This is a genomic window from Prosthecobacter sp. (assembly GCF_029946185.1).
Taxonomy (GTDB): Bacteria; Verrucomicrobiota; Verrucomicrobiia; order Verrucomicrobiales; family Verrucomicrobiaceae; genus Prosthecobacter.
On sequence record NZ_JAQSEA010000202.1, the window covers coordinates 1 to 26,868 of the forward strand.

Annotated in this window: 22 protein-coding genes and 1 tRNA gene; 9 read left to right on the forward strand and 14 right to left on the reverse strand. The window is 60.6% G+C overall.

Annotated elements, in window-relative coordinates; all coding sequences use genetic code 11:
• The 4 genes from PSV43_RS17190 to PSV43_RS17205 form a co-directional block, all read right to left on the reverse strand.
• Nucleotides 1-864 (reverse strand): DUF1080 domain-containing protein (locus PSV43_RS17190; RefSeq protein WP_300200076.1); only part of this gene is annotated, 864 nt, incomplete at its 3' end.
• 103 nt (nt 865-967) lie between these two features.
• On the reverse strand, nt 968-1,336 hold the full coding sequence (locus PSV43_RS17195) for a hypothetical protein (protein WP_300200078.1): 369 nt from the start codon (nt 1,334-1,336) through the stop codon (nt 968-970).
• Nucleotides 1,337-1,593: 257 nt separating this feature from the next.
• On the reverse strand, nt 1,594-2,859 hold the full coding sequence (locus PSV43_RS17200) for a DUF1501 domain-containing protein (protein WP_300200081.1): 1,266 nt from the start codon (nt 2,857-2,859) through the stop codon (nt 1,594-1,596).
• 58 nt (nt 2,860-2,917) lie between these two features.
• On the reverse strand, nt 2,918-6,517 hold the full coding sequence (locus PSV43_RS17205) for a DUF1553 domain-containing protein (protein WP_300200084.1): 3,600 nt from the start codon (nt 6,515-6,517) through the stop codon (nt 2,918-2,920).
• Nucleotides 6,518-6,625: 108 nt separating this feature from the next.
• Between PSV43_RS17205 and PSV43_RS17210 the strand changes: the two genes are divergently transcribed.
• A complete protein-coding gene (locus PSV43_RS17210; protein ID WP_300200087.1) occupies nt 6,626-6,907 on the forward strand; it encodes a ribbon-helix-helix protein, CopG family in 282 nt (93 codons plus the stop codon).
• Entirely contained in the window at nt 6,904-7,302 is a 399-nt protein-coding gene (locus PSV43_RS17215) for a type II toxin-antitoxin system VapC family toxin (protein WP_300200090.1), read from the forward strand. The genes PSV43_RS17210 and PSV43_RS17215 overlap by 4 nt, the downstream gene beginning before the upstream one ends.
• An 18-nt stretch (nt 7,303-7,320) precedes the next feature.
• Here PSV43_RS17215 and PSV43_RS17220 read toward each other — a convergent pair whose 3' ends face one another.
• From PSV43_RS17220 to PSV43_RS17255, 8 genes are all read right to left on the reverse strand, one after another.
• A complete protein-coding gene (locus tag PSV43_RS17220) occupies nt 7,321-7,947 on the reverse strand; it encodes a response regulator transcription factor (RefSeq protein WP_300200092.1) in 627 nt (208 codons plus the stop codon).
• Between the two features lie 27 nt (nt 7,948-7,974).
• Entirely contained in the window at nt 7,975-10,041 is a 2,067-nt protein-coding gene (locus PSV43_RS17225; RefSeq protein WP_300200095.1) for a sensor histidine kinase, read from the reverse strand.
• Between the two features lie 81 nt (nt 10,042-10,122).
• Nucleotides 10,123-10,902, reverse strand: coding sequence for a PH domain-containing protein (locus tag PSV43_RS17230; protein WP_300200098.1), 780 nt, complete (start codon nt 10,900-10,902; stop codon nt 10,123-10,125).
• A gap of 57 nt (nt 10,903-10,959) precedes the next feature.
• Nucleotides 10,960-11,454: a YbjN domain-containing protein gene (locus PSV43_RS17235; protein ID WP_300200102.1), complete on the reverse strand. Its 495-nt coding sequence runs from the start codon at nt 11,452-11,454 to the stop codon at nt 10,960-10,962.
• Between the two features lie 36 nt (nt 11,455-11,490).
• Nucleotides 11,491-11,567 (reverse strand) — tRNA-Pro (locus PSV43_RS17240).
• Between the two features lie 85 nt (nt 11,568-11,652).
• Nucleotides 11,653-12,126, reverse strand: a complete 474-nt coding sequence (locus tag PSV43_RS17245; RefSeq protein WP_345784672.1) for a lipase maturation factor family protein — start codon at nt 12,124-12,126, stop codon at nt 11,653-11,655.
• Nucleotides 12,116-12,517: a hypothetical protein gene (locus PSV43_RS17250; protein WP_300200106.1), complete on the reverse strand. Its 402-nt coding sequence runs from the start codon at nt 12,515-12,517 to the stop codon at nt 12,116-12,118. Before PSV43_RS17250 ends, PSV43_RS17245 begins: the two co-directional genes overlap by 11 nt.
• Before the next feature lie 239 nt (nt 12,518-12,756).
• Complete coding sequence (locus PSV43_RS17255) at nt 12,757-13,662, reverse strand: N-acetylglucosamine-6-phosphate deacetylase (RefSeq protein ID WP_300200109.1); 906 nt, start codon at nt 13,660-13,662, stop codon at nt 12,757-12,759.
• A gap of 302 nt (nt 13,663-13,964) precedes the next feature.
• On the opposite strand from PSV43_RS17255, the gene PSV43_RS17260 reads away from it, so the two are divergent.
• From PSV43_RS17260 to PSV43_RS17285, 6 genes are all read left to right on the forward strand, one after another.
• A complete protein-coding gene (locus PSV43_RS17260) occupies nt 13,965-14,654 on the forward strand; it encodes a MotA/TolQ/ExbB proton channel family protein (RefSeq protein ID WP_300200112.1) in 690 nt (229 codons plus the stop codon).
• 72 nt (nt 14,655-14,726) lie between these two features.
• Nucleotides 14,727-15,131 (forward strand): biopolymer transporter ExbD, encoded by a 405-nt coding sequence (locus tag PSV43_RS17265; protein ID WP_300200115.1) that lies wholly within the window; start codon nt 14,727-14,729, stop codon nt 15,129-15,131.
• Between the two features lie 16 nt (nt 15,132-15,147).
• A complete protein-coding gene (locus PSV43_RS17270; RefSeq protein WP_300200117.1) occupies nt 15,148-15,888 on the forward strand; it encodes a hypothetical protein in 741 nt (246 codons plus the stop codon).
• Nucleotides 15,885-16,130 (forward strand): hypothetical protein, encoded by a 246-nt coding sequence (locus tag PSV43_RS17275; protein WP_300200120.1) that lies wholly within the window; start codon nt 15,885-15,887, stop codon nt 16,128-16,130. The genes PSV43_RS17270 and PSV43_RS17275 overlap by 4 nt, the downstream gene beginning before the upstream one ends.
• 239 nt (nt 16,131-16,369) lie before the next feature.
• A complete protein-coding gene (locus tag PSV43_RS17280) occupies nt 16,370-17,299 on the forward strand; it encodes an AAA family ATPase (RefSeq protein ID WP_345784673.1) in 930 nt (309 codons plus the stop codon).
• A 4-nt stretch (nt 17,300-17,303) separates the two neighbouring features.
• Nucleotides 17,304-20,219 carry a transglutaminaseTgpA domain-containing protein gene (locus PSV43_RS17285; RefSeq protein ID WP_300200124.1) on the forward strand — a complete coding sequence of 972 codons (2,916 nt, stop codon included), beginning with the start codon at nt 17,304-17,306 and terminating at the stop codon, nt 20,217-20,219.
• 37 nt (nt 20,220-20,256) lie between these two features.
• On the opposite strand, the gene PSV43_RS17290 is transcribed toward PSV43_RS17285, so the two are convergent.
• Nucleotides 20,257-25,311 (reverse strand): autotransporter-associated beta strand repeat-containing protein, encoded by a 5,055-nt coding sequence (locus tag PSV43_RS17290; protein ID WP_300200126.1) that lies wholly within the window; start codon nt 25,309-25,311, stop codon nt 20,257-20,259.
• A 337-nt stretch (nt 25,312-25,648) separates the two neighbouring features.
• Here PSV43_RS17290 and PSV43_RS17295 point away from each other — a divergent pair, with 337 nt between their 5' ends.
• On the forward strand, nt 25,649-25,990 hold the full coding sequence (locus tag PSV43_RS17295; RefSeq protein ID WP_300200129.1) for a hypothetical protein: 342 nt from the start codon (nt 25,649-25,651) through the stop codon (nt 25,988-25,990).
• Nucleotides 25,991-26,362: 372 nt separating this feature from the next.
• On the opposite strand, the gene PSV43_RS17300 is transcribed toward PSV43_RS17295, so the two are convergent.
• The gene (locus PSV43_RS17300) at nt 26,363-26,620 is read right to left on the reverse strand and encodes a DUF2892 domain-containing protein (protein ID WP_300200132.1); all 258 of its coding nucleotides are present in this window, start codon (nt 26,618-26,620) and stop codon (nt 26,363-26,365) included.
• Nucleotides 26,621-26,868: the final 248 nt, after the last annotated feature.

Genomic DNA, 26,868 nt, shown 5'->3' on the forward strand with positions numbered 1-26,868 from the left:
GGCGATTTCGGCTTCGCTCCACAACGGGGTGGGTTTCTGGCCGTCAGTGGCTTCGAGTTTGAGATTCCAGTTGGAAGGTTTCCAGCGGGATTCGGCACCGGCGGGGACTTTCCAACCACGGAGGTCGAGGCCGTTGTAGAGGGGTTTCCAGCCTTGATCGAGCGGGGCGGAGTCGGTCTCTGTGGCACCGGTGGAGGGGAGTTCTTTGATGCGGACGTTGCGGAACTCGACGGGTGCGCCTTCGGATTCAAGGGCGAGGTAGCCTTTGCGCCAGAAGCATTTGTCCCCGCCGCTGACGACTTTGCCATTCACTGCGAGCGTGACGGTCCCGTTGTTCCCGGTGATGCGGTAGTGGTTCCATTCAGGCGAGGGCTTGCTGCGTTCTTCGCTGGGAAAGCTGCGCTGGCCGTTGTTGTCGCCATGGGGTTCCATGGTGGCACCGTGAATGGGGAAGACATCGCCATGTGTGGTGAACCAGCGCGGCTTCTTAGGATCGGCGTTCTTCATGTAGCCTTGGTCGAGCACTTGCACCTCAATGCCGCGCAGGAAGGGCACGCCGGGTGCGGAGATGGGGCTGCCCCAGATGAAGACGCCGGAATTACCGCCGCTGGTGAGGTGCCGCCATTCGCACTCGAGGATGAAGTTCTCGTACTGCTTCTCCGTGCGCATGGCTCCGGTGGGAATGCCTGTACAACTGATCACGCCATCCTTGATGCTCCATGTTTCCGGCGCGCAGTTCGCATTCACCCAGCCGCTGAGGTCTTTGCCATTGAACATGGGGACGAAGCCTGCGTCTTCAGCAGCGTGTGAGAACGTGAGTGCGGTGGAAAAGGCGAGGGCGCAGAGCAGCGAGGTTGGTTTCATGCGCAGAAGCATACGTTGGAGGAGGTCAAGGCTTCGCATTCAAAGTATCAAGGCATGCTCTCGCCGTTTGCCGATAACAAGCCGGTGCTGATGGTGTGAGAGGCTATTCTCTTGCTGGGCGTGATCTCATGGACTGCAATCGCCTCAGCAGCAGGCCGGACGAGGTGATCCAGCCTGAGCCGGTGATGTAGAGTGTCAGGACAGTCCTCAAGAGCTCCACGTCATCTTTGGGCGAACGCAATCGCGGGAGCAAGGCGGGCATGTTTTCAAAGAGCCAGAGTGAAAGGTACAGCCACCCGAGGGCCAGACCCAGAATGATGCCGCCGTGGCGGCGCACTGTGCAGATCGAGACACCGAGGCTGTAGGCAAACCATAGCAGGATGGCAGGTGCCACAGGAGCGACGGACCGAATGAATGCGTAGCTGGAAGTGCTGCCAGTGCCCATGGCCAGTCCGCTCGTGACAATACTCAAGCATGCGATCATTCCCCAAGGCAAAACGACCGAGACGGTCAGAAAAGACTTCCACAGCAGCACGTGGATGCAAGTACGGGGAATGGCATCTTCTTCGTCGGTTGAGCCGCTCATTCCTGTGAACGTGGAGGATTGGGAGACTTGAAAATTTTAAATGGAAGAGGTGCGAACGGATCAAGAATCGAGGACGATTTCCCGTTGACGGTGCACACTGGGGGGCGGGAGCCCTCTACACCTTGATTCCTGCGCTTCGCGCCTCAGCCAAACAGCGCCGCAACAGGCTTGCCGCCATCGGTGATTGGGACGGGGCGGGTGCCGTCCATGAGTTCCTTGCTGGGATCAATGCCCATGGCGGCGTGGATGGTGGCGTGGAAATCGACGAGGGGGACGGGGTTTTCGAGGGGTTTCTTGGCCAGTTCATCGCTGACGCCATAGGCACCGCAGTGGTTGAGGCCGCCGCCGGCGAGAACCATGGAGAAGGTGGTGCCTTGATGGCCGCGTCCGCCGCGTCCGTCGAATTCTGGAGGGCGACCGAATTCCGTGCCCACGACGATGAGCGTCTTGTCGAGCAGCTTCTTGTCCTTCAGGTCGCGAATGAGCGCGGCCAGGGCGGTGTCGAGTTCCTGAATGAGCAGGTGCTGGTTTTTGTAGCCTTCGTTGTGAATGTCCCAGCCGGTGCCGTTCATGAAATTGAGGTTGTGCGAGACTTCGATGAAGCGCACACCGGCCTGCACAAGGCGGCGGGAGAGGAGGCAGCGCTGGCCGAACTCGCCGCCGTATTCGTTGCGAAGGGTGGCGGGTTCTTCCTTGAGATTGAAATGGCGCATGAACTGCGGGCCGGAGAGGCTGAGTGCCTGCTCCTGCGCGGTTTTATAGTCGGCGATGGCAGATTCTTGCGGCGCACGGGCCATGAGCGGTGCGAGGAGTTGCTCGCGGGTGAGCGCGCGTTTTGCATCGACGAAATCCGGACGGGTGAAACCAGCGGGGCCGGTGTTCGTGTCGGTGAGATAGACGTAGCCTGACTTGGCGCCGAGAAAGCCGGGGCCGCGGCTGACATTGGGATAACCAATGAGGATGTACGGCGGCACTTCGCCACCCACGGCTCCGCGCTCATGTGCGATGATGGAGCCGATGCTGGGATACACCACATTGCCGGAGACCATGCGTCCGGTGTGGACCATGTTCGTGGCGAAGGCGTGCTCGTCGATGACGTGATGATTCACCGTGCGCATCACGGTGACATGCTCCATGACCTTGGCCGTCTTGCTGAGATGCTCTGTGACCTGCACGCCGGGCACGGTGGTGTCGATGGCTTTGTAGAGCGAGCCCGCAACTTTGGTCTTGTCCGTGTTGTTGCCGATTTTCTTCGGATCAAAAGTGTCAATTTGAGCCATGCCGCCCCCGAGCCAGATGAAGATGCAATGTTCCGCCTTGCCCTTGGGCATGTGGACGGGCGTGTTGTTAGCAAACAACGGTGCCGCGCCAAAGGCGGCGGCGGAGGTGAGGAAGGAGCGGCGTTTCATGGTAGCAAGAGTTTCAAGTTTCAGGTTTAAAGTTTCAAGTCTCGATGTCGTGGGGCGATCAAGGACTAAACTCCCACTCAGGCGCGTTGAGGAGGGCCCAGAGGACGTCTTCCATGCGGTTGCGCCATGCTGGATCGATTTTTTCTGTGGGGGGATCACCGGCACGGGCGGCGGCTTCCTGGGCCATGCGGACGGTTGTGGCTTCGCCGTCGAGATGGTTCGACCAGCTAACGTACTTCTCACGTGTGCGTGTGGTGGCAGGAGGCGGGGTGCTTGAAACAGGCCGGATGCGTGTGTCGAATCCCGCAATAAGGTGCTTCGTGTAAAGGGCGCGCTCTTCGGCGGTGGGATGACGGGTGAGCAGCTTGAGGAAAAGCTGATCAATGAACTGGTCGAGCGATTCGTTTTGCAGCGCGAGGGTGGTGATGCCGTGATCATCGCTCAAGCGGGTGAGCCAGATGCCAAGGGTGCCGTTGCTGAGGATGGCGGGCTGCAGCACGTTGGGATCGGCGTCGCGTTTGCTGACTGGGTCCTGACGTGAACCACGCCAGCCGAAGGCTCCAAGCACGTCGGTGACGGCCTGGATGCGGGGCAGGGCGAGGCTGGGGCGGTCGCGCTCGTTGCTGGTGCTGGTGAGCATCCAACTGTGGTGAGGTTTGCCCATGTGGATGGCGTTTTTGAGGTCGCGGGTGTTGTCGATGTCGAGGCAGACTTCCTCCGTGTGGAAGGGCTTGCCGGTGGCGGCGAAGAGGGAATCGACAATCTGTTCGGCTTGCAGGCGACGTGGCGCTGGACTGGTGAAGAGGGGACTGGTCAGTTTCAGGGTGGGATCAGTGGCGCGCTGGTAGGCTTGGCTGTTCAAGATGAGGCGGGCGAGGTGCTTCATGTCGTAGCCACCGCTGACGAATTCACGACCGAGCCATTTCAGCATTTCAGGATGCGTGGGCTTGCCCTTCTCCCAGTCTTCGATGGGCTCGACGATGCCACGGCCCATGAAGCGCGCCCAGACGCGGTTTGCGATGACTTGTGCAAAGCGCTCGTTTTGCGGTGCGGTGATCATGGCGGCGAGCACGTCGCGGCTGTCCTTAGGATCTTCGGCAAGTTTGCCTGCGGCTTCGTCGCAGAACTCTGCGAAGGGCCACTTGGGCTGCACCTTGGTGCCGGGTTGCAGCGTCACCTGAATCAGCGACTTGCGGCCGCCGGCGTGGATCTTGTCCATCGGGACGCTGCTGGTCTTCGGCAATTCGATTTCCTTCGTGTTCAGCATCGCTGCGAGTTCGAAGAGATCCTGCTGCAACGATTTGCCAGTGGGTGAGTCATGGCAGCGTGCGCATTTCATTTCCACGCCGAGGAAGGCGGTGCTGACGATGGTGCCCTTGGCGGCCATGGGCACATCGTTTTGCGAGGCAGTGCTGAAGCCTGCCGGGCCGCCGAGACGCTCGCTGCCGCGCATGCGGAGGAGTTCGGTGACGAAGAAATCCATCGGCTTGTTGTCCAGCAGGGACTCGTGCAACCACCACCGGAAGGGGCCGGTGTTGTTCAGCGTGGGATTGAGGATGTTCGGATTCTCTGCGAGCACATCCTGCCAGTAGCCCATCCAGTTGTCTGCCCAGCGTGGGTCTTGCAGAAGCTGATCGATGACCGCTTTGCGATCCGGGCTCTTCTGAAATGCGGCAATGTCTTCGAGTGAAGGCGGCACACCGACGGTGTCGATGTACACCCGCCGCAGGAAGGTGAGGTCGTCGGTCAAAGGGGTGAGCGTGAGGTGATCGGCCCGGACTTCAGGCCAGTGCGCGCCTTCTTTGATCCAGGTGGTGAGCAGGGCGATTTCGGCCTTGGTCAGGGGCTTGCCCTTGGGTGGCATGACCTCGTCTTCATCTGCCGAAGTGATTCGTGCGATGAGGGAACTGTGATCCGGCTTGCCGGGATCGACCGCTGCACCATCTGATTTGCCGCCTTTCATGGCGTCTGCGAGCGAGTCGAGGTGCAGCCCGCCTTTGGCTTTAGCGCCGCGATGACATTCTGTGCATTTGGCTTCGAGGATGGGCTGGATGTCCTTGAAGTAATCAATGCTGCCTTTGTGTTCGTCCTGTGACTTCACGCTCTCGATCTTCGCGGCGATGAATGAATCGATGCTGCCTTCGCCTGCTGGATTCTTTGCCAGCCAGTCTTGCGCGGCTTTGCGGCGGGTCGCCCAGTAGGGGGCGGAAAGTGCGCGCAGTTCGGCGCGCTTTTTCGTGTTCATCTCCGCATAGTGCGCGCTGCGCTCCTGCTCGTAGGCGGTCCAGCCGGTGTCATTGTAAGGGACTTCCCGTTTGCCGGGGGTAATCAGTTTCCATGATTCACTGCCCTGTGAAGACCACGCGACGACGGTCTCGCCGAGTTCCGGGCGGCGCATGCTTTTACCGGCGAAACTTCCCACCACCGTCTCAAGCACGATGAACTGCGGCTTGCCGGTGCCTTCAAACTCGCACCATGATTCACGATTGCCGGGAGGTGCAAAACGGAAGTCGGGTCCGAGGTCGAGGTAGCCTTGCTGGTCGGTCACCAGATGATGACCATCGCTGTCATTCGGTGGGAAGGGCGTGGTGAGGATGGTCTTGTTGTCGATGTAGAGATTGGTGGCGCCACGCGCACGCAGCAGGATGCGGTGCTTGCCCTTCGGGAAGGTCACGCTGGCGGCTGCACGCAGCAGGAAAGGGACATGGCGTTCGCCACGCACCCCGGTATCGACGTACTTCTGTGGCACCTCAAAAAAACCGAACACATCCTCGGTGTAGGTCTCGGCCACTTTGGGGTGTTCACTCGGCCAGGCGTTGGCTTCTGGCATGCCTTCTTCGGCCAGTTGCACCAGCACACGTCCGGCGGGCACCTGCTTTTTCGCCACAGGTGGTGGCGGTGGCACAAACTGATACTTGGCTTTCAGAGCGCTGACGTCGATGGGGCCGCGATAGATGGCCACTTCATCCAGCCAGCCATTGAGCGAGTGGGAGGATGCCAGCGTGGAACCGCTGCCGAGCATGAGCGAGTCGCCGTCTGTGACCGGCGCACGATCCGTTTCGCCGCCCATGTCCCACACGCCGGTGGTTTCACGGCCGTCGATGTAGCCTTTGATGCTCTTGAGTTTGCCAAAAGTGTAGGTGACGGCGATGTGGTGCCAGCCTGCGCTCGGCATCATATCCTTGGACCACCAGCGGTGCCAGGCGCCCTTCTTGCCGGGAACATCGGCGCTGTGAAAGAGGAAGCCGATCTGCGCACCGCCTTTCGCTGCCTGGATGCGCAGTGCGTAGTTTTGATTCTCCGCGCCAAATTCCTTCGAGCCGAGGCGGCCCTTGCCCAGGATGTAGGGAGATCCGCTGATGCCTGCGGGCTTTACCCACGCTTCCAGGGTGATGGTTTCATTCAGGCCGAAGCGCAGCTCTTCGCTGTCTTTGACTGTGAGTGCCTTCTTGCCATCGCCATTGAAACGCTGCGCGGTGTTGTCCTTCGTGAAGGTAGGGAAGGTCGGTGCACGAGGGCCGGGCTCTTTGGCATCGTCAAACCGCCACTGCATGACGGGCTTCGCCAGCGGTTTGTCCGTGGTGTCATTGCCGCCGCTGTCGTTTTGAGCGGAGGCGAGGGTGCTGAGCAGGAAAGTGGCTAGGACAAAGCGTGTCATGCCCGTATCAACGCTCGTTTGAGGGCTCTTTCAGCATTTCTGGCACCCCACTTTCGTGAGGGTGGAAAACACTTGAAAAATAGCGTGCAATGCATAACTAGTTACCACATGGCATACTCACTCATCCGAACCAGCATGGCTTTGGATTCGTTCACTCTGCGTGTGCTAGATTTGCTCGCCAAAAAATGGGGCGTCTCCAAAGCTGAGGTCATGCGCAGGGCGGTGAGAAACATCAAGGAGGAGGAAGATATGAAAGACCAATGCCCCAAACCCCTCAAAGCTCTCGATTGGCTCCAAAACGGCGGCGGCATGACCGTGCAGGAAGCCGAGGCCTTCCGCGCTGAGGTGCAGGCTGAGCGAGAAGCCAAACGCCAGTGGTGGGAAGCATGATCCACCTGGACACGAATCTCCTTATCGACCTCGTCACCATCGGATCACCGCACATTGCGGTGGTTCGGCAGTGGTTGGAAGAGGGGGAGGAACTTGCCGTCTCGGCCATCGCTTGGTCGGAATTTTTGAATGGGCCGCATACCAAGGCGCAAAAAGATGCCGTGCAGGCCATTGTGGAAGGCCGCATTCTGGATTTCACAGCCAAGGAAGCCGAGCAGGCCTCGCGTTTGTTTCATTATACCGGGCGCAAGCGTGGCAGCCACGCCAACTGCATGATCGCTGCCTGCGCGATGACCCTGCAGGTGCGTATGGCGACGCGCAACCTCGCTGACTTCGAGAAGTTCGTGCCGCATGGGCTCCTGCTACTGCCAGTGGCCACGTGGCAAACACCGTGATGCTTCGAGCGGTCCGTTTTACACCCGCACCAATCCTCGGCGAATCGCTTCCGCAGTGGCCTGGGCGCGGTCGTTGACTTTGAGCTTCATGAGGATGCGGCTGACGTGCTGCTTTACGGTGTCTTCGCCGATGCCGAGGGTGGCGGCGATTTCTTTGTTGGCGTTGCCTTGCGTCACGAGGGCGAGGATCTCGCGCTCGCGTGGGGTGATCTCTGGTTCTGCGAGTCGGTCTTTGAGCCGTTGGGCAATGTCGGCGGGCAGACTGCGTTCGCCTTGAGCCACCGTGCGGATGGCGGCGAGGAGATCGTCGCGGGAGGAGGATTTTTGCAAATAGCCGAGTGCTCCGGCTTTGAGGGCGGCCTGGATTTCGTCATCGCGGGCAAAGGTGGAGAAAATGAGCACGCGGGCTGTGGGATGATCGCGCAGCAGTGCCACCGTGGCTTCGATGCCGCTGATACCGGGGAGTTGCAGGTCCATGAGGACGACGTTGGGCTTCTTCTTTGCAAAGAGTGGGGAGGCGTCTTCGCCACGGTCGGTTTCACCCACGACTTTGAGATCGTCCTCAAGCTCCAGCGATGCGACGAGGCCGCTGCGGACGACGAAGTGGTCGTCGATGAGTAAGAGTGTAATGGGTGAGACGGGCACGGTGGGATGGGTCAAGAGGTCAAGAGGTCAAGCGGTCAAGCGGTCAAGCGGGAGGAGGACGGTGATGATGGTGCCTTGCTTGGGCTGGCTTTGCCAATCGACACTGGCATTGATTTTGCGGCAGCGCTCACGGATGCCCATGCAGCCGAAGTGGCCGGGCTGGCCGGTGGTTGCGGTGCTGGCGGCGAGGCCTTGGCCATTGTCGGTGAGGCGCAGTGTTAGCGCTTCAGCGGTGGCGGAAAGATGGAGGGTGAGCACGGTGGCCTGTGCGTGCTTTAGGGCGTTGGTGATGGCTTCCTGGGCGATCATGCGCAGGTGATGGGACACGGGGCCGGGGATGGGAGGAATGGGATGGAGATCGAGTTGCAATGCCGGGGCATTGGGCGGCATGCGGAGCTGGATTTCACGCAGTGCGCTGGCGAGTTCCGGTGGCTGCTCGGTGTCGCGCAGATCGGCCACGAGATTGCGCGCTTCGCTTTGAATGCGGGAGACGAGACTGCGGGAGGTCTCGATGAGTGTGCGGGCTTTGTCTTCGAGCGGTCGCGTCGTTGCGGCATCGAGCCGGAGCGAGAGGCCGGTGAGTTCCTGCTCCAAGGTATCATGAAACTCACGCGCGATGCGCTGGCGCTCGTCCAGCGTGGCTTGTTGCACGATGCGGTTGCTCAGGATGCTGATCTGCCGCCTTTGCGCAGCGATCCAGATGAAGGCCAGCAACACGAGGCCGGCAAGGATGCTGCTGGCGATGACGAGACGGCCTGCGGTCCAGAACGGAGCTGAATGGATGACTTGGATGTCTTCTGTCGAACGCAGCAGGAGTGATGCGCGTTCAGCCTGAGAGCGAAACCCTTTGTCCGTCGATGACTCGACCAAGCAGATGCCGGTAAGCTCAACGGAGGTGCCGATATCGAGCTCGGGTCGATCGGATTGTATCAGGAAGGCGCGCAGCGGCGTGCCCTGGGAGGTGAGGCGGAGTTCGAAGCCGTCCGCGCTGCGGAAGAAATCATTGAGCACCGCAGGCGTGGAGAGGTGTACGAGATCGGCATCATGCGAGCCATCTTGGAATTCTTTGAGCGAAACAACTGCGGCGACGGGTGGGGCATCCGGCTCCGTGGCAAGCACGTGTGCATCAGCTAGTGAGGCGCTGAATCCGGCCATGATGGGAAAGCCGATGATTTCGGCGTGCTGACCGGGGGTGAGATTGACTGGTGTCGTGAGGCGAATCGCGATGGAGGGGGATTGCGGCGGTTCTGGCTGCGCATCCTTTGGCGTTTCACGGGGCGGCGGGGGTGGGGTGGCATCGCGCAAAAAAACACGGCCATCGGGGTAGGCGGCGAGCACGGTGCCACGAATGCGGGCACGATGGTGGGGCTCGTCCGCAGCACCGAATTGCAGCAATGTGACCACAGAGGTGATGGGCAGCGCTGCGAGGGCTGGTGCGGCCTTGGTGATCACCACATCTTTCCAATCCGTGACGCGGATGTAGGGGAAGACGAGCTGGCGGCGGTCATTGATGCCACCTGCAGCGAGTGCGGTGATACGGAGGCGGGCATCGATGAGAGCGGGGGCGGTTTCGAGCGGTGCATCGATGCGCACCTCCAGCACGCGGCTGCCAATGGCGAGGCGCAGCAGTGAGCGGTTTTCATCCAATGGCGTCAAGGTGCGGCCAAGGCCTTCGACGATGACGCGCTGGTAATGAAAGCGCCCTGTGGCGAGATCATCATAGCTGGCGGGAACGGCCATGGGCGGTGCGTCATGGCCGAGGATTTTCAGCTGGGCGACATCCACGCCGGGGAAGTAGAGGCCGGCAGTGGTGGTGCCCTGAATGCGCAGGTGATCTCCGACACGGAGATCATTGCGTGCGGGTCGAAAGTGCAGGTGAGTGCCTGCGGTGTCGTCTTGTACAAAGACGGTGCCGCCGTTTTCGACGAAGCCGACCGTGGCGGTGAGATCGACGGGCAGCTTTTCCAAACTGCGCTCATACGGCAGCATGCGGATGTCGATGGCGCGGGAGAGGGGGGCGCCTGCGGCGAATGACGAAACCAGAATGCAAAGCCAGACGGTCAGCGCTAGGGCGAGCCGTCTGGCATTCGTCATTGATGCGCTGTGCTTCCCTTCGGGCTGCCTTCGGCAGTCTGTCTCGCTACGCTCGGCTCTGCATTTTGCATTCGTCATTTTTCAATCATCGGTGGGATCCACGCCGCGTTGCAGTTTGCGTACGAGGTCCTTCACGAGGTGAGCGCGCTTCAGGTCCTTGAACTGTACTTCGATGCCGGCATTGGCGGCGGTGGAGAAGTCGATGGTGCCGAGACCGAGCATGCCTTTGATGCCGGATTCATAGACGTCGATGCTGCGAATGTCGCAGATGCGTGCTTCTTTGGAATTGCGGCCGATGATGCCCCAGATCAGTTCTACGCGCTCACGCGTGACGATGTAGTCATGCGAGAAACGCGAGATGGCGACGGCTATGAGTGTGGAGGAGGCGCAGAGCAGAGCGATGATGGCGTATTCGAGCTGGATCACGAACAGCAGTCCGGCGGCAACGGTGAGCAGCAGGCAGAGGAAGAGCGCCTTGGTGTAGCCAAGCCAGGAGGGATGCGAGTGGTGGAGGATGAGTTCGCCACTTGCTGAGTAGTCGAAATCGTCTTCCTCCTCTGCGGGGGCGGCTTCTTCGATTTCCTCCTCTTCTTCAGCCTCGGCTTCCAGTTCTGCGGGAATTTCTGTGTCGGGGCTGATTTCGCGGTAGGCGGGGCGGGTGAGCCGTGACTGGCCGCTGGTGCCACTGGGGCGACGCATGCCGCTGACGAGCTCGCCCACGGTGTGCATGTGCCCGGTGGCCTCATCCATGCACATTTCACCACGAGCGAGGGAGCCACGGGATACGAGTGTGTACAGATCTTCCTTGGACAGCGGAGCGCTGAAAGCCGGGTGCTGCTGGAGTGTGTAGCGGGCGGACATTGGGAGGGCCTGTTCGTGGCCACAAAAGCACAGGCGGGCTGCCTGTGTCACGTCCAATCACTCGACATCGGGCACTGGCGGGAGCAAATCTTCGCGTTTCATCAGATCTGCCACCTTGAGCAGCAGCAGTTCGCCTTTGGGCGTGCGGATGATCTCGCCGAGAAAGGGCGTGAGGCGGTCCAGTTCTGCGACGGCGGAATGCACGAGGCTGGCGATGATGCGTGAATCATGGCGGTTCGGCGGGAAGACATTGGTGACGCGAAACATCACCTGGCCGCTTTCCCATTCGAGCTCGAAATTGCCGAGGTTCAGATCTTTGTTTGTGCGCATGAGCAGCTCACACACCTGCAGGCGGTGGGTGGCGGGCACCTGCTGAGTGGAGTTTGAGACGACAGTGATGATGTGCGTCTCGCCAAAAATCTGCACATGCAGAGGGATTTTGGTGTGGTGCGCTTCAAAATCGGCCTCGATGACGGAATGATCGGGGATTTCGCGATAGAGCCAGCCCATTTCCTTGAAGGTCGTCAGGGTGGTGGCGTAGAGAGCGGACATGCAGCGGGAATGAAATCTGAGATTTTAAATCTTAGATGGTCGGGGCGGCCAGATTCGAACTGACGACTTCTTGCTCCCAAAGCAAGCGCTCTACCAGGCTGAGCTACGCCCCGAAATTTGTTTCCCGCGTCCGCAACCGAACGAAGGGTCGCGATAGTGCCGCAGTCTGGAACAGACGCAAGAGGAATGTCGAATGAATCATCTTCCTGAGGCATTCAGCGACATGGTTCCGCTGAATTTGTGGATGAGTTCGCGTTCCCACCATTCGCCGGAGATGTTTCGCACTTCCGGGCTGGTGAAGTGATAGCGGTAAAGTTTGGCGCGGAGGTGGGTGATTTTTTCGATGGGGAAGGGCGGGGGCTCCAGCAGGTCCCACACGGGCTGTTTGTGCTGGAGAAGGGCCGTGCAGAACTGGCCGAACCAGTGCATGGGTGAGTTGGGGTTGGTATCGCGCTGCGGATCGAAGCTGGGGTAGAGCGCGGCGAACCACATCTGCCAGTCCAGCCGAGGCTGATGTGGGGCGATGAAGGGCGGGCGGCGCTTGGGAACGCCGGGCTTGTATTTGAATTCCAGCGGGAGGAAGAGCGCGCCGTCGTCGCTGACTTCGAGGATGATTTCAGCCAGGGGAGGGGGTTCATGTCTAAGACATAGCTGGGCTCTGTCACTTGGCAGGTTTCAGGGGTTCGGCGCCCGTGTAGCCCACAAGGTGGAAACGATCGCGATAAGAATCGTAGCCCATGCGAAGGAGGATGGCATCATCTTCACAGCGGATGATGAGGGTGTGAGTGACGCGTGAGTCGGGCTCTTGTCCAACGAAGGCGGCAGGTTCACCACGCTGTACTTCGATCTTGTAACCTTTGATCAGGCCCGGACGCATCTTGGCCAGAAGGTCGGGAATGCGCTGGCCGACGACGACCACATCAGGGACCTCTCTGGAACCCTTGAGTTTGTCCGTTGTGCCATTGAGGGACGACTGACAGAAAAATTCTCCGATCTTTCTGACGCGTTCCAGATGGGGATCATCAGCGGCCAACAGCAGTGCTGCGTGAGTCAGAATGAGCAAGACCAGGGAATGCGTACGGGCTTTCATCGGGTGATTGTGCATGATCGTTGGTCCCGAGATTCAGGTCAATGGTCCATGCCGAATCTTCTTTATGACGTGGAGCGCTGTTGGAGGTTGCGATGACGGGTTCACGGCGAGAACGCTCTTGAGCCTGCGAAAGCGGTAGCTCCGATGCAGGCTTGCGCTGTGCATCTGCGCGACCTCACTCCAAAGGACGCTGTCGCGCTTGCTTTCGACCTTCAGTTGATCGCCAACCTTGGATTCACATCCAGCACCTGCTTCAAATCCGCCTCACTCATCCCCAACTCTGCAAACGCATTGGCTCTGATCCTCGGCACGGTGACGGTGCTTCCGACAAAATGCGTTCCATCCGGAGATCGGGCGACGAGGTCTTCGCCAATGAGGATGTCCCAGCCGGCGAGGGTGTAGCGGCCGGGGCCGAGGCGGGCGGCGGAGATGGCATCGGTGACGAAGATGGTGCGCTCCAGGCCGATGCTGGCGAGCCAGTTCTTCAGCACGAAGAAGGGCACGTGCACGCCGTCAGGGATGAAGCAGAGCCAGAGGCGATCATGCAGGCTGAGGGCACGCTGGATGATGTTGTCATGGCGGTGCATCTGGATGGGGCAGCCGTTGCCGAGGTGGGTGAACATCGTTAGGCCAGCGTCGCAGGCGGCATTAAGCTGATCGAGTGAGGGATCGCAATGACCGGCGGCGATGGTGACGCCTTGGGAGGCTAGAAAGGCGGTGGTCTTGCTGCCCTCGTCGTGCTCGGGGGCGAGGGTGATGAGCTTGGCGAGACCGCCGGCAGCGGCGAGGAGGCGCTGCGCATCGTCCACATTGGCGGGCTTGACGGCGTGGGGCGGATGCGCGCCGACGTAGCCTTTGATGGGATTGATGAAGGGGCCTTCAATGTGGATGCCGGTGATCATGCGGCGGACGAGCTCGTCCTGCGCGCGGAGTTCGACAAGCTTGCTGATGCGGCGCTCCAGGGTGGGGATTTCATCCGTGATGAAGGTGGCCAAGATGGCATCGCAGCCGTCCTCCGCGAGGGCCTCACAGGCTTGGTGGAGGGAGTCGGCGGTGAGGTTGTCACCATTGAAGTCGGTGCCAGCGTAGCCATTGACCTGAAGATCGAAAGGTTTCATGCGGGTATTGGAGCGGGTTCGGGGAAGGGAATCAAGGGTGGGAGGTGATGGATTTTGGTATGAATGTCACGTCCTGAGGCGGGTCAAAGGGGGGGGGCGGGAGGTCAAGGGATGGTCAAGAGGTCAAGGCGTGTCACGATGTCAAAGCGCCCGTCTTCCCCCCTTGACCGCTGCCGCCTCATCCCGTTAATTTCCAGTGTTTACAATCTATCAGTCTCGGCATAAAACATGCTTGGTATTCTGCGTCTCCCGAACTGGCGTGTGGTGCCAGGCTTTACCCTTCACTTTCTGATTACTGGCACATGATTGATCTTATCTCCAAAGGCGGACCGCTCGTATGGCTCCTAATAGGGTGCCTGTGCTTCGCCGGAGCGATCTTTATGGAGCGGCTGGCCTACTTTCACCGGGCGAGCATGAATGTCGGCGAGTTCTTGGCCGGACTGGCGAGTCTGATTCGCCGCAAAAACTTCGCAGAAGCACTGCAGGAGTGCGTGGCTACGCGGGTGCCCGCCGGGCGAGTGATCCACGCGGCGCTGCTGCGGCATCATGCACCGCGCGAACAGCTGAAGGAAATCGTGCAGGAGGCGGGTCAGCTAGAAGTGCCCCGGTTGGAGCGCTTTCTAGGCATTCTGAATGCCATCGCGCATGCGGCACCACTGATTGGCCTGCTGGGCACCGTGATCGGCCTTCTGGATAGCTTTACCAGCCTCTCTTCTGCCAATGGCGTCGCGACGCAGGCGGATGTGGCGCGGGGTGTGTATCAGAGCCTGATCACTTCGGCGCTCGGTCTAGTGGTGGCGATTCCTGCCTATCTCTCCTTTGCCTTTCTCAGCGCTCGTGCCCGCTCCCTGATGCATGATCTGGAACGAGCAGGTATCGAGATCGTGAATCTGATCGAAGACGCCAACAGCACTGACAACATCGTGGAATTCCGCCCGGCGGAAGCCGCGCCACCGATGGCGAAGTCGCGGGGCCGCGGGATGAAAGGATAAGCGCCCGCAGCGCATTTTCGGCTGGCCCAACCCCTTCGCGCCTCCGATACTGCGCGCACCGCCGTATCAACCATGAAGCTCGAGAGTCATCTGCCCAAACAAAGCCCCTGGCTGTACACGGTGCCGTTGCTGAACACGATCCTGCTGCTGCTGGTGTATTTCCTGCTCACCAGCAATTTTGTGGTGCAGTCCGGGATTAAGGTGGAGACTCCGCAGTCGAACTCGCGTCTCACCGGGTTTGATCGTGCCCATATCATCACCGTGCCAGCCGGACTGGAGAATGCGCTGTATTTTGACGGGGTGCGCACCAGCACAGCGGATCTGCGGGAGAAACTGAAAGCGAACCGCGAAGGAGAACGCCGCGCCATCATTCATGCTGCCAGAGAGGCATCGCATGGCCGCGTGATCGAGATTGGCAATATCGCGCTCGAGCTCGGCTACGAGGTCGCGTATTCCACCGTGCCGCCCAAGTCGTAAAGCACTGCTGTTCACGATGTCCACGAAACCGCATCCTTCCGAATCAGCACTGATTTTTGCCTGGGGCGTGCGTGATCATTCGCTCTGGCATCTTGTCGTGTCGTTGCTCGTGCTGATGGCAGCGATGGCCGGATTCTTCTTCATCTTCCGCATTGTGCACCCGGTGACGCAGCGCCTGCCGGTCACGCCGCAGCATGTGATCTCGCTTGATCCCAACAATCCGGCGGAGCTGGCGCTCATCCACCGGGCGCAGGACCGCAGCTTTGCCCTGCTGAGTGATGCTGACTCTGTAGCGCCGGTCGAAAGTCCGCAGATGGCCTTTCATCCCTCCTTTGAAGGTCATGAGATCAAGCTGCGTGAACTTGAGCCCGCGACTGCCGCCATCCATCAGCCACGTCTATTCACCGCTGCCGCGGATGTGCTGCCGCCGGTACCACGCCGTGCTGTCGATTCTGTGGCGGTGCCACCCGCTGCGAAGCTGCATGCCATCGTGAGTCCTGCGCTGGCGAAGCGCGGCCCGGCCAATGTTGAATTGAGCGGCATCAATCTCACCCAGCCTACGCGGGTGCAGTTTCGTGTCGCCATTGGCAGTGCCGGGCAGATTATCACTGCGCTGCCGCTCAGCAGTGTCGATGATGCTGAAATCATGCAGCAGTTGCATGCCGCCGTCCGCACGCTCCGGTTCACTTCTTCGGACGTGAAGCGTGTCGAGTGGGGCGAAATTTCCTTCCGCTGGGAGGTGGACAGCAAACCATGATTCCCATTCCGCTCGGTGGTTTGATCATCCTGTTCATGGCGGTCGGGGTCACGACGGTCTGTGTGCTGTGGTTTCACAGTTTCTGGCGTGATCGCAAACGCGAGGTCTACCGGCGGCGCATCGCCATCCAGTGTCGCATTTGTGGCACGGCCTATGCCTGCGAGGCCAAGCGCAAGATCGACGTGACCATCTGTCCCGTCTGCCAAACTCCGAACGAACGGAACAAGCTGCAGCAGATTTGAGGGGGCGGATGGATGCAATGAAGTACTGCCGAGCTTTAGCTCGTTCTGGGAGATGCCCCCCTTTTTCCAGAACGAGCTAAAGCTCGATAGTACTTTTCCGGAGCGAGCTAAAGCTCGGTGGTACTTTCTGCCGCGTGCCATGAAAGCAGGCTTGCGTTACAGCATGCAAATCGGCGACACTTGATGGTATAATTCTTTCTCTCGTGTCCTCACGCGCCTCCCATTCCCCCACTGACGCCATGCTGCCCGCCGCTACTGCTCTGCAAGCGTCCCAACAAATCGAAACCATCATCGCGAGTGTGTCGCAGATCATTCTCGGCAAAGAGAATGTCGTGCGTCTCGCGGTGACCTGCCTGCTGGCACGCGGGCACCTGCTGTTTGAAGACCAGCCCGGCGTCGGCAAAACGATGTTGTCCCAGGCGCTCGCGCAGGCGCTGGGGCTTGGGTTCCGCCGGGTGCAGTTCACCAGCGATCTCCTGCCTGCCGACATCCTGGGCGCGTCGGTGTATGACCGGGATACGGCGGCGTTTCATTTCCATCGCGGCCCGGTCTTCACGCAGGTGCTGCTGGCGGATGAGATCAATCGCGCCACGCCCAAGACCCAGTCAGCTCTGCTCGAAGCCATGGAGGAAGGCAAGATAACGGCGGATGGATCCACGCATCCTTTGCCAGAGCCGTTCTTTGTCATCGCCACGCAGAATCCTTCGTCGCAAATTGGCACCTTCATGCTGCCGGAGTCGCAGATGGACCGCTTTCTCATGCGCCTCGCGCTTGGAGTGCCAGACCGTACGGCTGAACGCGCGCTGCTGGAAGGCCAGGAACGCCGTGAGATGCTGCGAGTGATGCAGCCGGCGATGACGTTCCACGAACTGCAGCAACTGCAGGCGTGGACGCGCGCGGTGCATGCTTCGCCTGCATTGCTCGATTATTTGCAGGACCTGCTGGCCGCCAGCCGGGTGCAGGGGCATGGGCTCTCTCCGCGTGCGGGGCTGTCACTGCTGGCCGCCGCCCGTGCCTGGGCACTGCTCAGTGGGCGGGCGATGGTGCTGCCGGAGGACATTCAGGCCGTCGCCGTGGTCGTCATGGGGCATCGGCTGGAACATGCCGCTGATGGCATGACTGGCGTGGAGCTGGCGCGGCAGTTGATCGCAGAAACCCCGGTCCCCTGATGCCATGAAAGTGCGCGTGCGCTGGAACCGACACACGCTGGCGCTGCTGGCCATCGTGGCGGGCATGTGGTATGCGGCAGAGGCGCAGTCCAACGGCGCGGCACATCTGATCGCGCTGCTCACGGCGACGATGGGGCTGCTCTCATGGCTGCATGCGCGGGCGAATTTGCGTGGGTTGCATGTCCGGTTGGTCGGTGCAAGGCCAGCGGTGCAGGATGCTGAAAAGGGCATCCCGGTGGAACTGCGCGCTACGGGTGCAGTGTCCCCATGCGGACTTGAGGTGTATGTCGTCGGTGCCTCTGCTCCTGTGTTTGTTGAGCGTGTTCCGGCGGGTGGCGCGGTGGTTGTCGATCTGCCGCCGCCTTTGCACCCTGCCAGCGGGGCATTGCAATTGGTGGTGCGCAGTGTTTACCCACTGGGCCTGTTTGCGGCGGAGTGTCTGGTGGAGACCGCGTGGGTGCGCCGCGTGCATCCCGAGCCTGCGGGCGATTTGCCGCTGCCTGAGCCGGAGTTTTCACGGCAGGGAGAGGCCATCGCTGTTTCCTCCTCCCGCGGGCATACTGGCGGCGGAGATGATTTTGCCGGGCTGCGTGAGTGGCGTGCGGGGGATTCACCGCGCCACATCGACTGGCGTTCGTCGGCTCGTGGCGGTCCGCTGATGGTCAAATCATGGAGCAGCGGGGTGCAAGGAGTTGTGGTGCTCGACTGGAATACACTGACGCTCGATGCACCTGCCCGTGCGGCGCAGATCGCCCGCTGGATGGAAGTCTGCGAAGACGAAGGAAAGCCGTATGAACTCCGCATGCCCGGAGTCATCATTCGCGCGAGTCATGGTGCCGCCCATTTGCGGCGCTGCCTTGATGCCCTCTCCATGCAGTCGGGCACGGACGCGGGATCTGCCGTTTCGGATGAATTGAAGGCGGGCAAGGCGGCCCCTGTGCTGAGTTTGGAGCAGTCCACTTTTCTGCCCAAACGCCCCCTGCTGTTCCTGAGTCTCGCCTTGCTGCTCGCCATTCTGCCGCTACGCGGGTACATCGCCACAGCGAGCCTGGTGGTGTGTGCGTTGTGCCTGATCTGGCGTGGAGTGCTGCGCATGGCGGTGCCGCATTTGCTGGTGCGAATCGGTGTCATCATTGCAGGAGCCACGATTGTGTATTTCAATTATGGGGAGCTGGGGGGCATGGAGCCTGGCATTGCTCTGCTGCTGGTGCTAGCCGGAGCCAAAATGCTGGAGAGCCGCACGCCGCGTGAGTTTCAGGTGCTGGCGCTCATTGGGTGGTTTCTCGCCTTCTGCGCCGTTCTGCTGGAAAGCCACCTCTCCCGCTCGGTGTGGACGGTGGCGGTGGTGCTGTTTATCACTGCGTGCATGGTGCGCTTTCGGCGCAGTATTCCGGGGGCGCGTGAACCGCTGCGATTGACTGCCGTGTTGTTTGCCCAGGCTCTGCCCTTGGCTGTGCTGCTGTTCTTTGTGTTTCCACGTGGGCTGCTTGATCTGGGGTCTGCGCTCGGGCGTAGCCGCTTTGGTGAAACGGGCATCGATAATGTTCTTGATCCGGGCCACATCGCCAAAGTGGCGCAGAGTTCAGACGTGGCGTTTCGCGTGCGCTTTCCCGACGGCACACTGCCTGCAAACGAGACCCGCTACTGGCGCTGTCTCACACTCTGGAACTGTGAAGGCATGCGCTGGACGCGTGGTGATCGTCTGAGCTTTCCACCCCAGCTGCCGCGTCCGAAAGAGGGTGTGGATATGCGTCAGCTCATTGACTTGGAGGCGCACGGTAAACGCTGGCTGCCCGCGCTGGATCTGCCGCTAATGGCCAGACTGCGTAGTGAGTGGCTGTCGCCCGAATTTGATCAATCGCTCGTCTCTCCTTTCACGGTGCAGAATTCAGAGCGTTTTGAGGTTGTCTCGCGCTTCGAGCGGCCGCCCTTTCGTGAGCTGCCTGAGGATCATCGGGAAGCCGCGCTGCAGTTGCCGGCAAACATCTCGCCCAAACTCAGGGAGCTCACCGACTACTGGGAGTCGGTGACGCAAACAGACGAGCAGATTGTGCAAATTGCGCTCAATTACATAAGAACGTTGGGCTTCAGCTACACGCTGGAGCCGGGTGACTACAAAGGGGAGCAGGCGCTGGAAGAATTCTTTCTGCGCCGCCGCGTCGGATTCTGCGAGCACTTCAGCGCCAGCTTTGCCACGCTCATGCGCATGGCGGGGGTGCCGTCGCGCATCGTCGTCGGTTATCTCGGCGGTGAATACTCCGATCACAGCGGTGGCTACCTCATCGTGAAACAAAGTGACGTGCATGCGTGGACGGAGGTGTGGCTGGAAAAGTTTGGCTGGGTGCGCATCGATCCCACCGGCGAACTCGCGCCTGACCGCGTGAACATCGACCTGCGGTCCTTTCTGGCGGGTGGGGCTGAGGAGGCGGAACGCCAGCGCCGCACCCTGTGGGGGCGCTCTTTGCAGCACCTGCGGCTGTGGTGGGACAGCGTCAACTACGACTGGCAAAACCAGGTCATCGACTACAATCAGGAAGCCCAGCGCGGCCTGCTGGAAAGTGTCGGCCTGCGTCAGAGCAAGCTGCTGCTGCTCATCCCGAGTGCTGCTTTTGTGTTGGTGGGTGCCTTGCTCATCGGCTTGTGGCTGAGGCGGCCTGCGCGTCATGCCGATCCTTGGATGCGGCTGTGGCAGCGTGCATGCCGTCGTGTGGGCAGAGCCGGTGTGCAGGCCTGGATGCCGAATGAAGGCCCGCTGACCTTTGGTCGTCGCGTCGCCGAAGCACGTCCGGATCTCTCACCGCAGTTTGACCCCTTGGTGGCGATGTATGTGTCAGGCCGCTACGGCTCCTCACAGGAGGTCCTGGATCAATTCAAAGCGGCTGTGCTGCGATTCAAACCCAAACGCCTAGTCCGAAAGTAGCTCAGAGCTTTAGCTCGCTCTGGGCAGCGCCCTCTTTCTAGGCTGAACGTACACGTCTTCTCCGCAGTCCCAGCCCCAACAACCCGCCGAGCAGCAGCAGGGCGCGGCTTGGCTCTGGCACGATGGCGATGACTCCTGTGCTGCCAAACTGGCTTACGTCCCAGAACCAACTGCTGTTGTAAACCGTGAGATCGGGAAGAGCGAGCGCGAAGCCTGCATTGTCGGCTGTGCCTCCCACTCGCATGCCTGTGCCTGAGTCATAGTAGCTCAGAGAAATGTTGGAACCTGTCCAGTCCACCAGATCAAATACGGATTGATAGCCACCCGTGAAATTTGATCCCAGCGTGACGTTGATGGTGGAGGCCGCGTTGAGGGTGAGGGTGCCATTCACGATGATGCGGTCGTTGCCACCATCGGTGGCGGTGCCGCTGACGCTGGTCAGACGATTGGTGATGGGATCAAAGGTGGCGGTCAGTCCGGTGTCGCCGCTCTTCAATTGCAGAGCCAATGTGGCGGAGGCACCCACGGTGAGATTGCCTCCGATCAGCAGGGTGCCGATTTCCGAGCTGAGTCCGGCCGTGCCAGCGGTGATGGTGGCCGCATTGCCACCTGGTGCCAGAGTTGCATTGGCGGCGAGATTGACGGGGCCGGCAATGTTGCCTGTGCCGCCGAGCGTTGCGTTGGCATTGACCTGCACTGTGTTGGTGCCGGTGGCGGAATCAGCGCCCGCATACGCATTGTTCACCAGCAGGCTGCCGGCGTTGACGGTGGTCTGTCCGGTGTAGGTGTTGGCACCTTTCAGCACGGTTGTGCCGGTGCCGGTTTGATTCACCACGCCTGAGCCGCTGACATTGTTGGACACGGTCAAGAGATCGCTGCGGTTGAAGACCAGCGTGGCGTTGTTGATCACATCCCCGGAGCCGAGAGTTCCCGAACTGCCGCCATTGCCCGCCTGCAGTGTGCCTGCGGCGATGGTGGTGGCTCCGGTATAGGTGTTGGTGCCGAGGAAAATGAGGGTGCCCGTGTTGCTTTTCGTGACGGCTCCACCGCCGTTGATTTCCTGCACGTCTTTGAGCGTGCCGGATTCGAGCGTGAGGATGTCGATGCTGTTGGTGGCGTCACCAATGCTGTGCCCGGTCATGTCCAGCGTGCCGCCGGTGAGTTTGATGGTGCTGGTTGTATTTGTGGTGTTGGCCCCCACGCCGCCGCCTTCGGTGATGTTCACGTTGGAGATCAAGGTGCCGCCGCTGATGGTGAGAGTGGCCGCAGCGTTGCCGAAGGTGTTGGTGTTCGCATAGGTGGCCATGACGAAGCTGCCGCCGCTGTTCACGGTGAAGGTGCCGCCACTGATGGTGAGGGTGCCGCTGCCGGACGGTCCCGGAGAAGTGGTGCCAGAATTGCCGCTCATGGTGCCCATCTCGACGCTGTTTGCGGTGAATGTGCCGCCGTCAAAGTACACGACCCCAGCCGCTCCACCGCCGCCGCCGCTGTCGCGCTTGCCGATGATGAGCGCGCCTGCTGTGATGGTGGCGGTGTGGCCGCGCAAATCGAGTGTGCCAGTGGGCTGGGCTCCCGTGGCGGTGCCCAAAGTGCTGCCGACGATAATGTTGGTCGTCGCGACGGTTTTGCCGCCGATCACGACGGTGCCCGCACTGCCTGCGGTCTGGGAGGCGAACTTGAGGGTGGCCACGCCTTTGGAGAGGCCGATGTTAAGGGTGTCCGTGGCAATCGTGTTGGTGCCTGCTCCGAGCACCGTGATGCTGCTGCCGGAGTTCAGCCCGTTGCTGTTGGAAAGCTGCACCACGTTTGCGGTGATGGTGTTGTTCGTGTCTGAGAGCAGGAGCGTGCTGGTGACGTTGACTCCGAAGCCCACTCGGAACTCCTTCACGTTCGCGGTGAATGATCCCAGGCCGGTGAAGTCAGAGGTCACATTGTTGGCATTGGCACCATTGTCGAAAGGGTTGGTGGCATTGGGCAGCAGATTGGCGGCGGCCTGCGAGGTGACGGTTTGCAGCCCGGCATCAAAGAACGCATTCGTGTTGTTGATCACCAGCGACCCGGGTCCGGTGACGGTGGCACGCGTCACGGTTTTGACGTTGTTGGCAATGCCGATGCTCATGCTGCCATTGACCTGCAGGGTCTGCCCCGCACCGATGATGACGGTGCTGTACACGTTTGTATTGTCGGAGGCAATCTGCAGACTAGCGATTTGCTGGCTGGCGCTGCTGAGATCCAGCGTTCCTGTGAAAACACCCGAGCCGACGGTGACGGCGGTGTTTGTGGGGAGTGTGTCATTGGCACCGATTTTCAGCGTGCCGGAAGTGATGACTGTGCTGCCAGCGTAGGTGTTGGAACCCGTGGCAGCGGTGAAGATCAGCGTGCCGTCGCCGGTTTTATTGATGCCGCCTGCGCCGGTGACGGGTGCCGCAATGGTCGCGGTGGAACCGGTGTCCACGCGCACTTCCGTCGCTGCATTGGTGATTTGAATCTGGCCGCCCGAGCTGGCCAGCGTGTAGCTTTTGGCAAACTGCAGTCCGTTGACCTCCACCGCTTCCTGCACCTGCACGGTGCCACCTGTCGCGCCGCCGAATATGGCGATCTTTTCCGCCGAGGCTGCCCAGCTTGTGTTGTTGCTGCCGTCGGCCAGCGTCCAGTTGGTGCCAGCATTGGTCCAGGTGCCATTGCCACCGTCCACGACGTTGTCTGCCACGGTGTCGGTTCCATCCCAGTATTGGGCGTTGATGCCGGTGGCCACGAGGTTCACCGCTTTGTTCACCAGATCCACGACGATGGAGATGTCATACCCGGCGAGCATCTGCGCAACGAGGCCGTTGTTCGTCAGGTCGCCGGTGTAGCCGATGAGCTTGTAGGTGCCTGCGGTGAATCCTCCACCCTGCGTGACGCGTACGATGCCATCGAGTGTGATGAGGCTGCCATTGGCCTGAATGAGGTCGCTGCTGGTGCCGAGGTCAAACAACAGCACGGTGCTGTCATTGAGCACCAGATTCCCGCCCACGGTCAGCGTGCTGGTGCTGCCGGGAGTCATAGCATCGCCAATGATGATCGCAGTGTTATTGGAGGCGGTGAGGTTGCCACCGAGGGTGCCTGCCGCAGCCAAAGAGGCCCCGCTGGCCACCGTCACAGCGGTAGTGCCCAAGGATCCGGTGACGTTCAGGGTGCCTGCGCTCACGGTGGTCGCGCCGGTGTAGGTGTTGGTGCCGGAGAGCGTCCACATGCCGGTACCGCTCTTGGTCAGGCTGGCGATGTTGGTGGCGTCCATGCCTGCGGCGAGGCTGCCGTTTCCAGCGCCGCCGAGTGTGAACGCCTTGCTGCCGCCGGAGCCGACGATGTTGGTCGTGCTGCTCAGGGCCAGGCTGCCGCCGTCAGAGGAGATGGTCGTGTTGGCGGTCAGGGTCAGCGCGCCTGCAAAGCTGTTGGTGCCGCTGACATTGACGAGAGCCCCATTCTGGCCGGCGGCCCCGGTGCCTGCTAGTGTGAGTGCTTCAGCCCCGACGCTGATGTCGTTCTGCAACTGCAAGGTGCCGCCGCTGGCCACCACGGTGCCTGCATTCGCGGCGGAGGGGACGGTTTCATTCGACAGCACCGCACCCAGCGCGCCGCTGTTTTGAATGTTCAAGATGCCCGCGCTGACGGTGGTCACTCGCGTGTAGGTGTTCAGCCCGGAGAGCGTCCAGGTGCCGAAACCGCTTTTGATAAGCTGCAGGCTTGCCACGGCGTTGGCGTTCGCGTTGGTGCCACCGATCTGCCCTTGGATCTCGCCATTGCCCACGCCGGTAAGGGTGAGCTCGGCGACGTTCAGTGCTGCACCGTTGTTCACGCGCACGCCATTGGTGAAAGTCAGCGTCTGCCCTGCGGTCATGACATTGATGGTGCCACGTCCGGTGGTACCAGCGGTATCATTGCGCATGAGGATGAGGCGGTTCGTGCTGGTAGTATTACCCGTGTATTCAAACCGCCCGATGGTGCCGCTGCCCTGACCAAAGGCCAGACGCCCGGTGTTGCCGATGGCGGAGTTGGTGCCGTTGTTAAAGATCGTGGCGGCCTGAAACGCGCCATCGGAGATCGAGAGGTCGCCGGTGAAGGAGTTGGCGTTGTTGTTGAGGAAGACGGTGCCGCCGTCCGTGCGGGAAATGCTGCTGTTGCCGGAGATGAGGCCGTTGATGATGAAGTGCTGATTGCCCCGGAAGGTCAGCCCCGCCGCGACGGTGCCGTTCAGCGTCAGCGCGCCGGTGCCGTTGTTGTAAAACAGCCCGCCGCTGGTGATGGCGCGGTCGGTGGATGCAGCGCCGCCAATGTATTTCACATGCGAACCGCCGCCCACGCTTAGCGTGTCTCCTGCGCCGATGGCGCTGTTCACCCCGGCATTGGCGATGCTGGTGAAGATCAGCGTGCCGTTGCTCACGCTGGTGTTGCCGGTGTAGCTGTTGTTATTGTTGGACAGTTTCCATACACCGAGCTGCCCGCCGCTGGTGCCGGAGATGTTCACACTGAGGCCGGCGGACGCGCCGTCGGAGATCAGCCCGGTCATGAGGTTGGCGGAGGCATCGTTGCTGCGGTTGCCGGTGGTGGAGGTGAGGTTCAGCGTGATAGTGCCGGTGGTCGCGCCGCCGCTGATGCTGCCATTGATGGTCAACGGGTAGGGGTTCGCGTCATTGGTGGTCGTGGCGGTCGCGTTGTTTGAAAAGGTGTAGGTGCCCGTCCCTGTGCCGCTGGTGGGCTCGATGACCATCGGCGCATTCAGCGTCACCGGCGTGGTGGTGCCGAAGTTCATCACGATGCTGCCACCGCTGGTCAGCAGCAGCGCTTCGCCCAGATCTGCCCCGGCGCTGCCGATGGTGAAACCGCCCGCCGCGCTGGTGCCAAAGATCATGCTGCGCAGATTGCGCCCGGCATCGATGGTGATCGTGGTCGCGCCCAGTGACGTGTTGAATGTGGCGGTGTCGCCATTGGTGGTGCCGGTGAGGGCTCCGGGTGCCACAGTTGGATTCCAGTTGGTCCCGGTGGACCAGAGCAGTGTTCCAGTGCCACCGCTCCAGATTGCGTCCGCCGCCATGCCGGCAGGGGTGAGCATGAGCACCGGGAGAAATAAAACGGTACTGAGGATGGAGCAAAAGGCACGGCGACGACGCGGCCTTTTGAGTAGGGGTGTACTCATGTTTTTTTGGTGGGTGCTTTCCGAAGTTCGAAAAGCGGAGGGGCCTGTTAGATACCTCAAAATCCGAAAAATTCAAAAATAGAGTGCCCCCTGCATCGCATGTAGTGCAAAGCGCCACGAAATGAATGCGTCTAATATTTAACGAAATATATGCATTGCCACTGCCGCGAACTAGCGACTGAAACAGGAAATTTTGAGACGAATGCAAGGATGAGGTGGTTCCCCCAAAAAAACCTGCCAAAGCATCCACTGCATGAGCGAAATCAGAACCTACGACGGCTACTTCACTTTCAAGATCCTATCCCGCGAGTCAGCAGACCATTTGGACGACCTGTTCGCCGAGAGCGGCATCGAAGTGGACCTGGCCCTGCAATCCCTGGAGTTCTCCTGGATGGGCCTGGAGCGCGAGCATGTGATCCTGAAACTATTCATGGAAGTCGCCAAAACCATTGGCGATGCCGAAGGCGAACTGCGCTGCGAAATCGACGATGATGCGGTCGATCCGCATTTTGAATTCTTCACCATCAAGCAGGGGCAGCTCCTCCTGCAACGCGGCAGGTTGGAGCGGGAAGGGGAGTTGATACCGCAGGTTTAGGCGTAGGGTGACTTCAGTGCGGGGGCGAAGCTGAAGGCTGCGCCCTGCGGAGCATGCCTCGGAAAGCCCCTATCGCATCGGCTTGGTCGGTGGGAGGGTAAAAGTCGCGTAGAGCTTCCGGCGGCACTCCTGCGAGTCCCGGCAGCGATTAGGTCCGTACGTTGGCGAAGTGCGCCCCCCGGAAAATGACCACGCTCGATGCGCCGGGTGAACGGGCGAAATCGGACGAGGCTGTTCTTTAAACCGGTCACACCTCAACCCATGAAGTGATGCCGGCAGGGAAATGGGCGGGGGTATCTCACCGTGCGCAAAGGTGAGGGCGCAGGTCAATTTTCTGCATTCGAATCGACTGCAGTGAGTGGGAACTCTTTCTCAAGGATCGCGGCGGGTACTCACATTTAATTGCTGATACAACGGGCAGTGTCCCGTGATGGCACGACGGGCCAATGCCCCGCCTGCCAGACAAAGAATCCAGCGCATGAGTCCACCGGATTTTAGGCCCGCCAGAGCCAGACCCACGCCGAGTGCCGCGCTGCCAGCTCGTTCGGGGTCAGAGATGTTGGTGAAAAGATCCTGGCCGAGACGTTCCAGTTCGGGGGAATGAGCGAAGGGCTGCTGAGTGAGTGGCATAAGAGTAGGGGTTGGTTCGCTGTCACATCGGCGAGAGGAAGTCTTTTGGATGTGCGTGAGCGTCTCCCCCAGCTAAGCCAAGGCCCTGAGAAAAGCGTCATGGAGAGCGAGCTGAAAAAAGCAGAACGCGCCAAGTTCAAAGAGATCCTTAATCAAGGAGATATTGAGGATTTGCTCGTCGCCGGTAAGGCGGGGGTGTTGAGCAAGAAGAAGGGACGAGATGGTGCGCGATGCAGGGTTCGAACCTG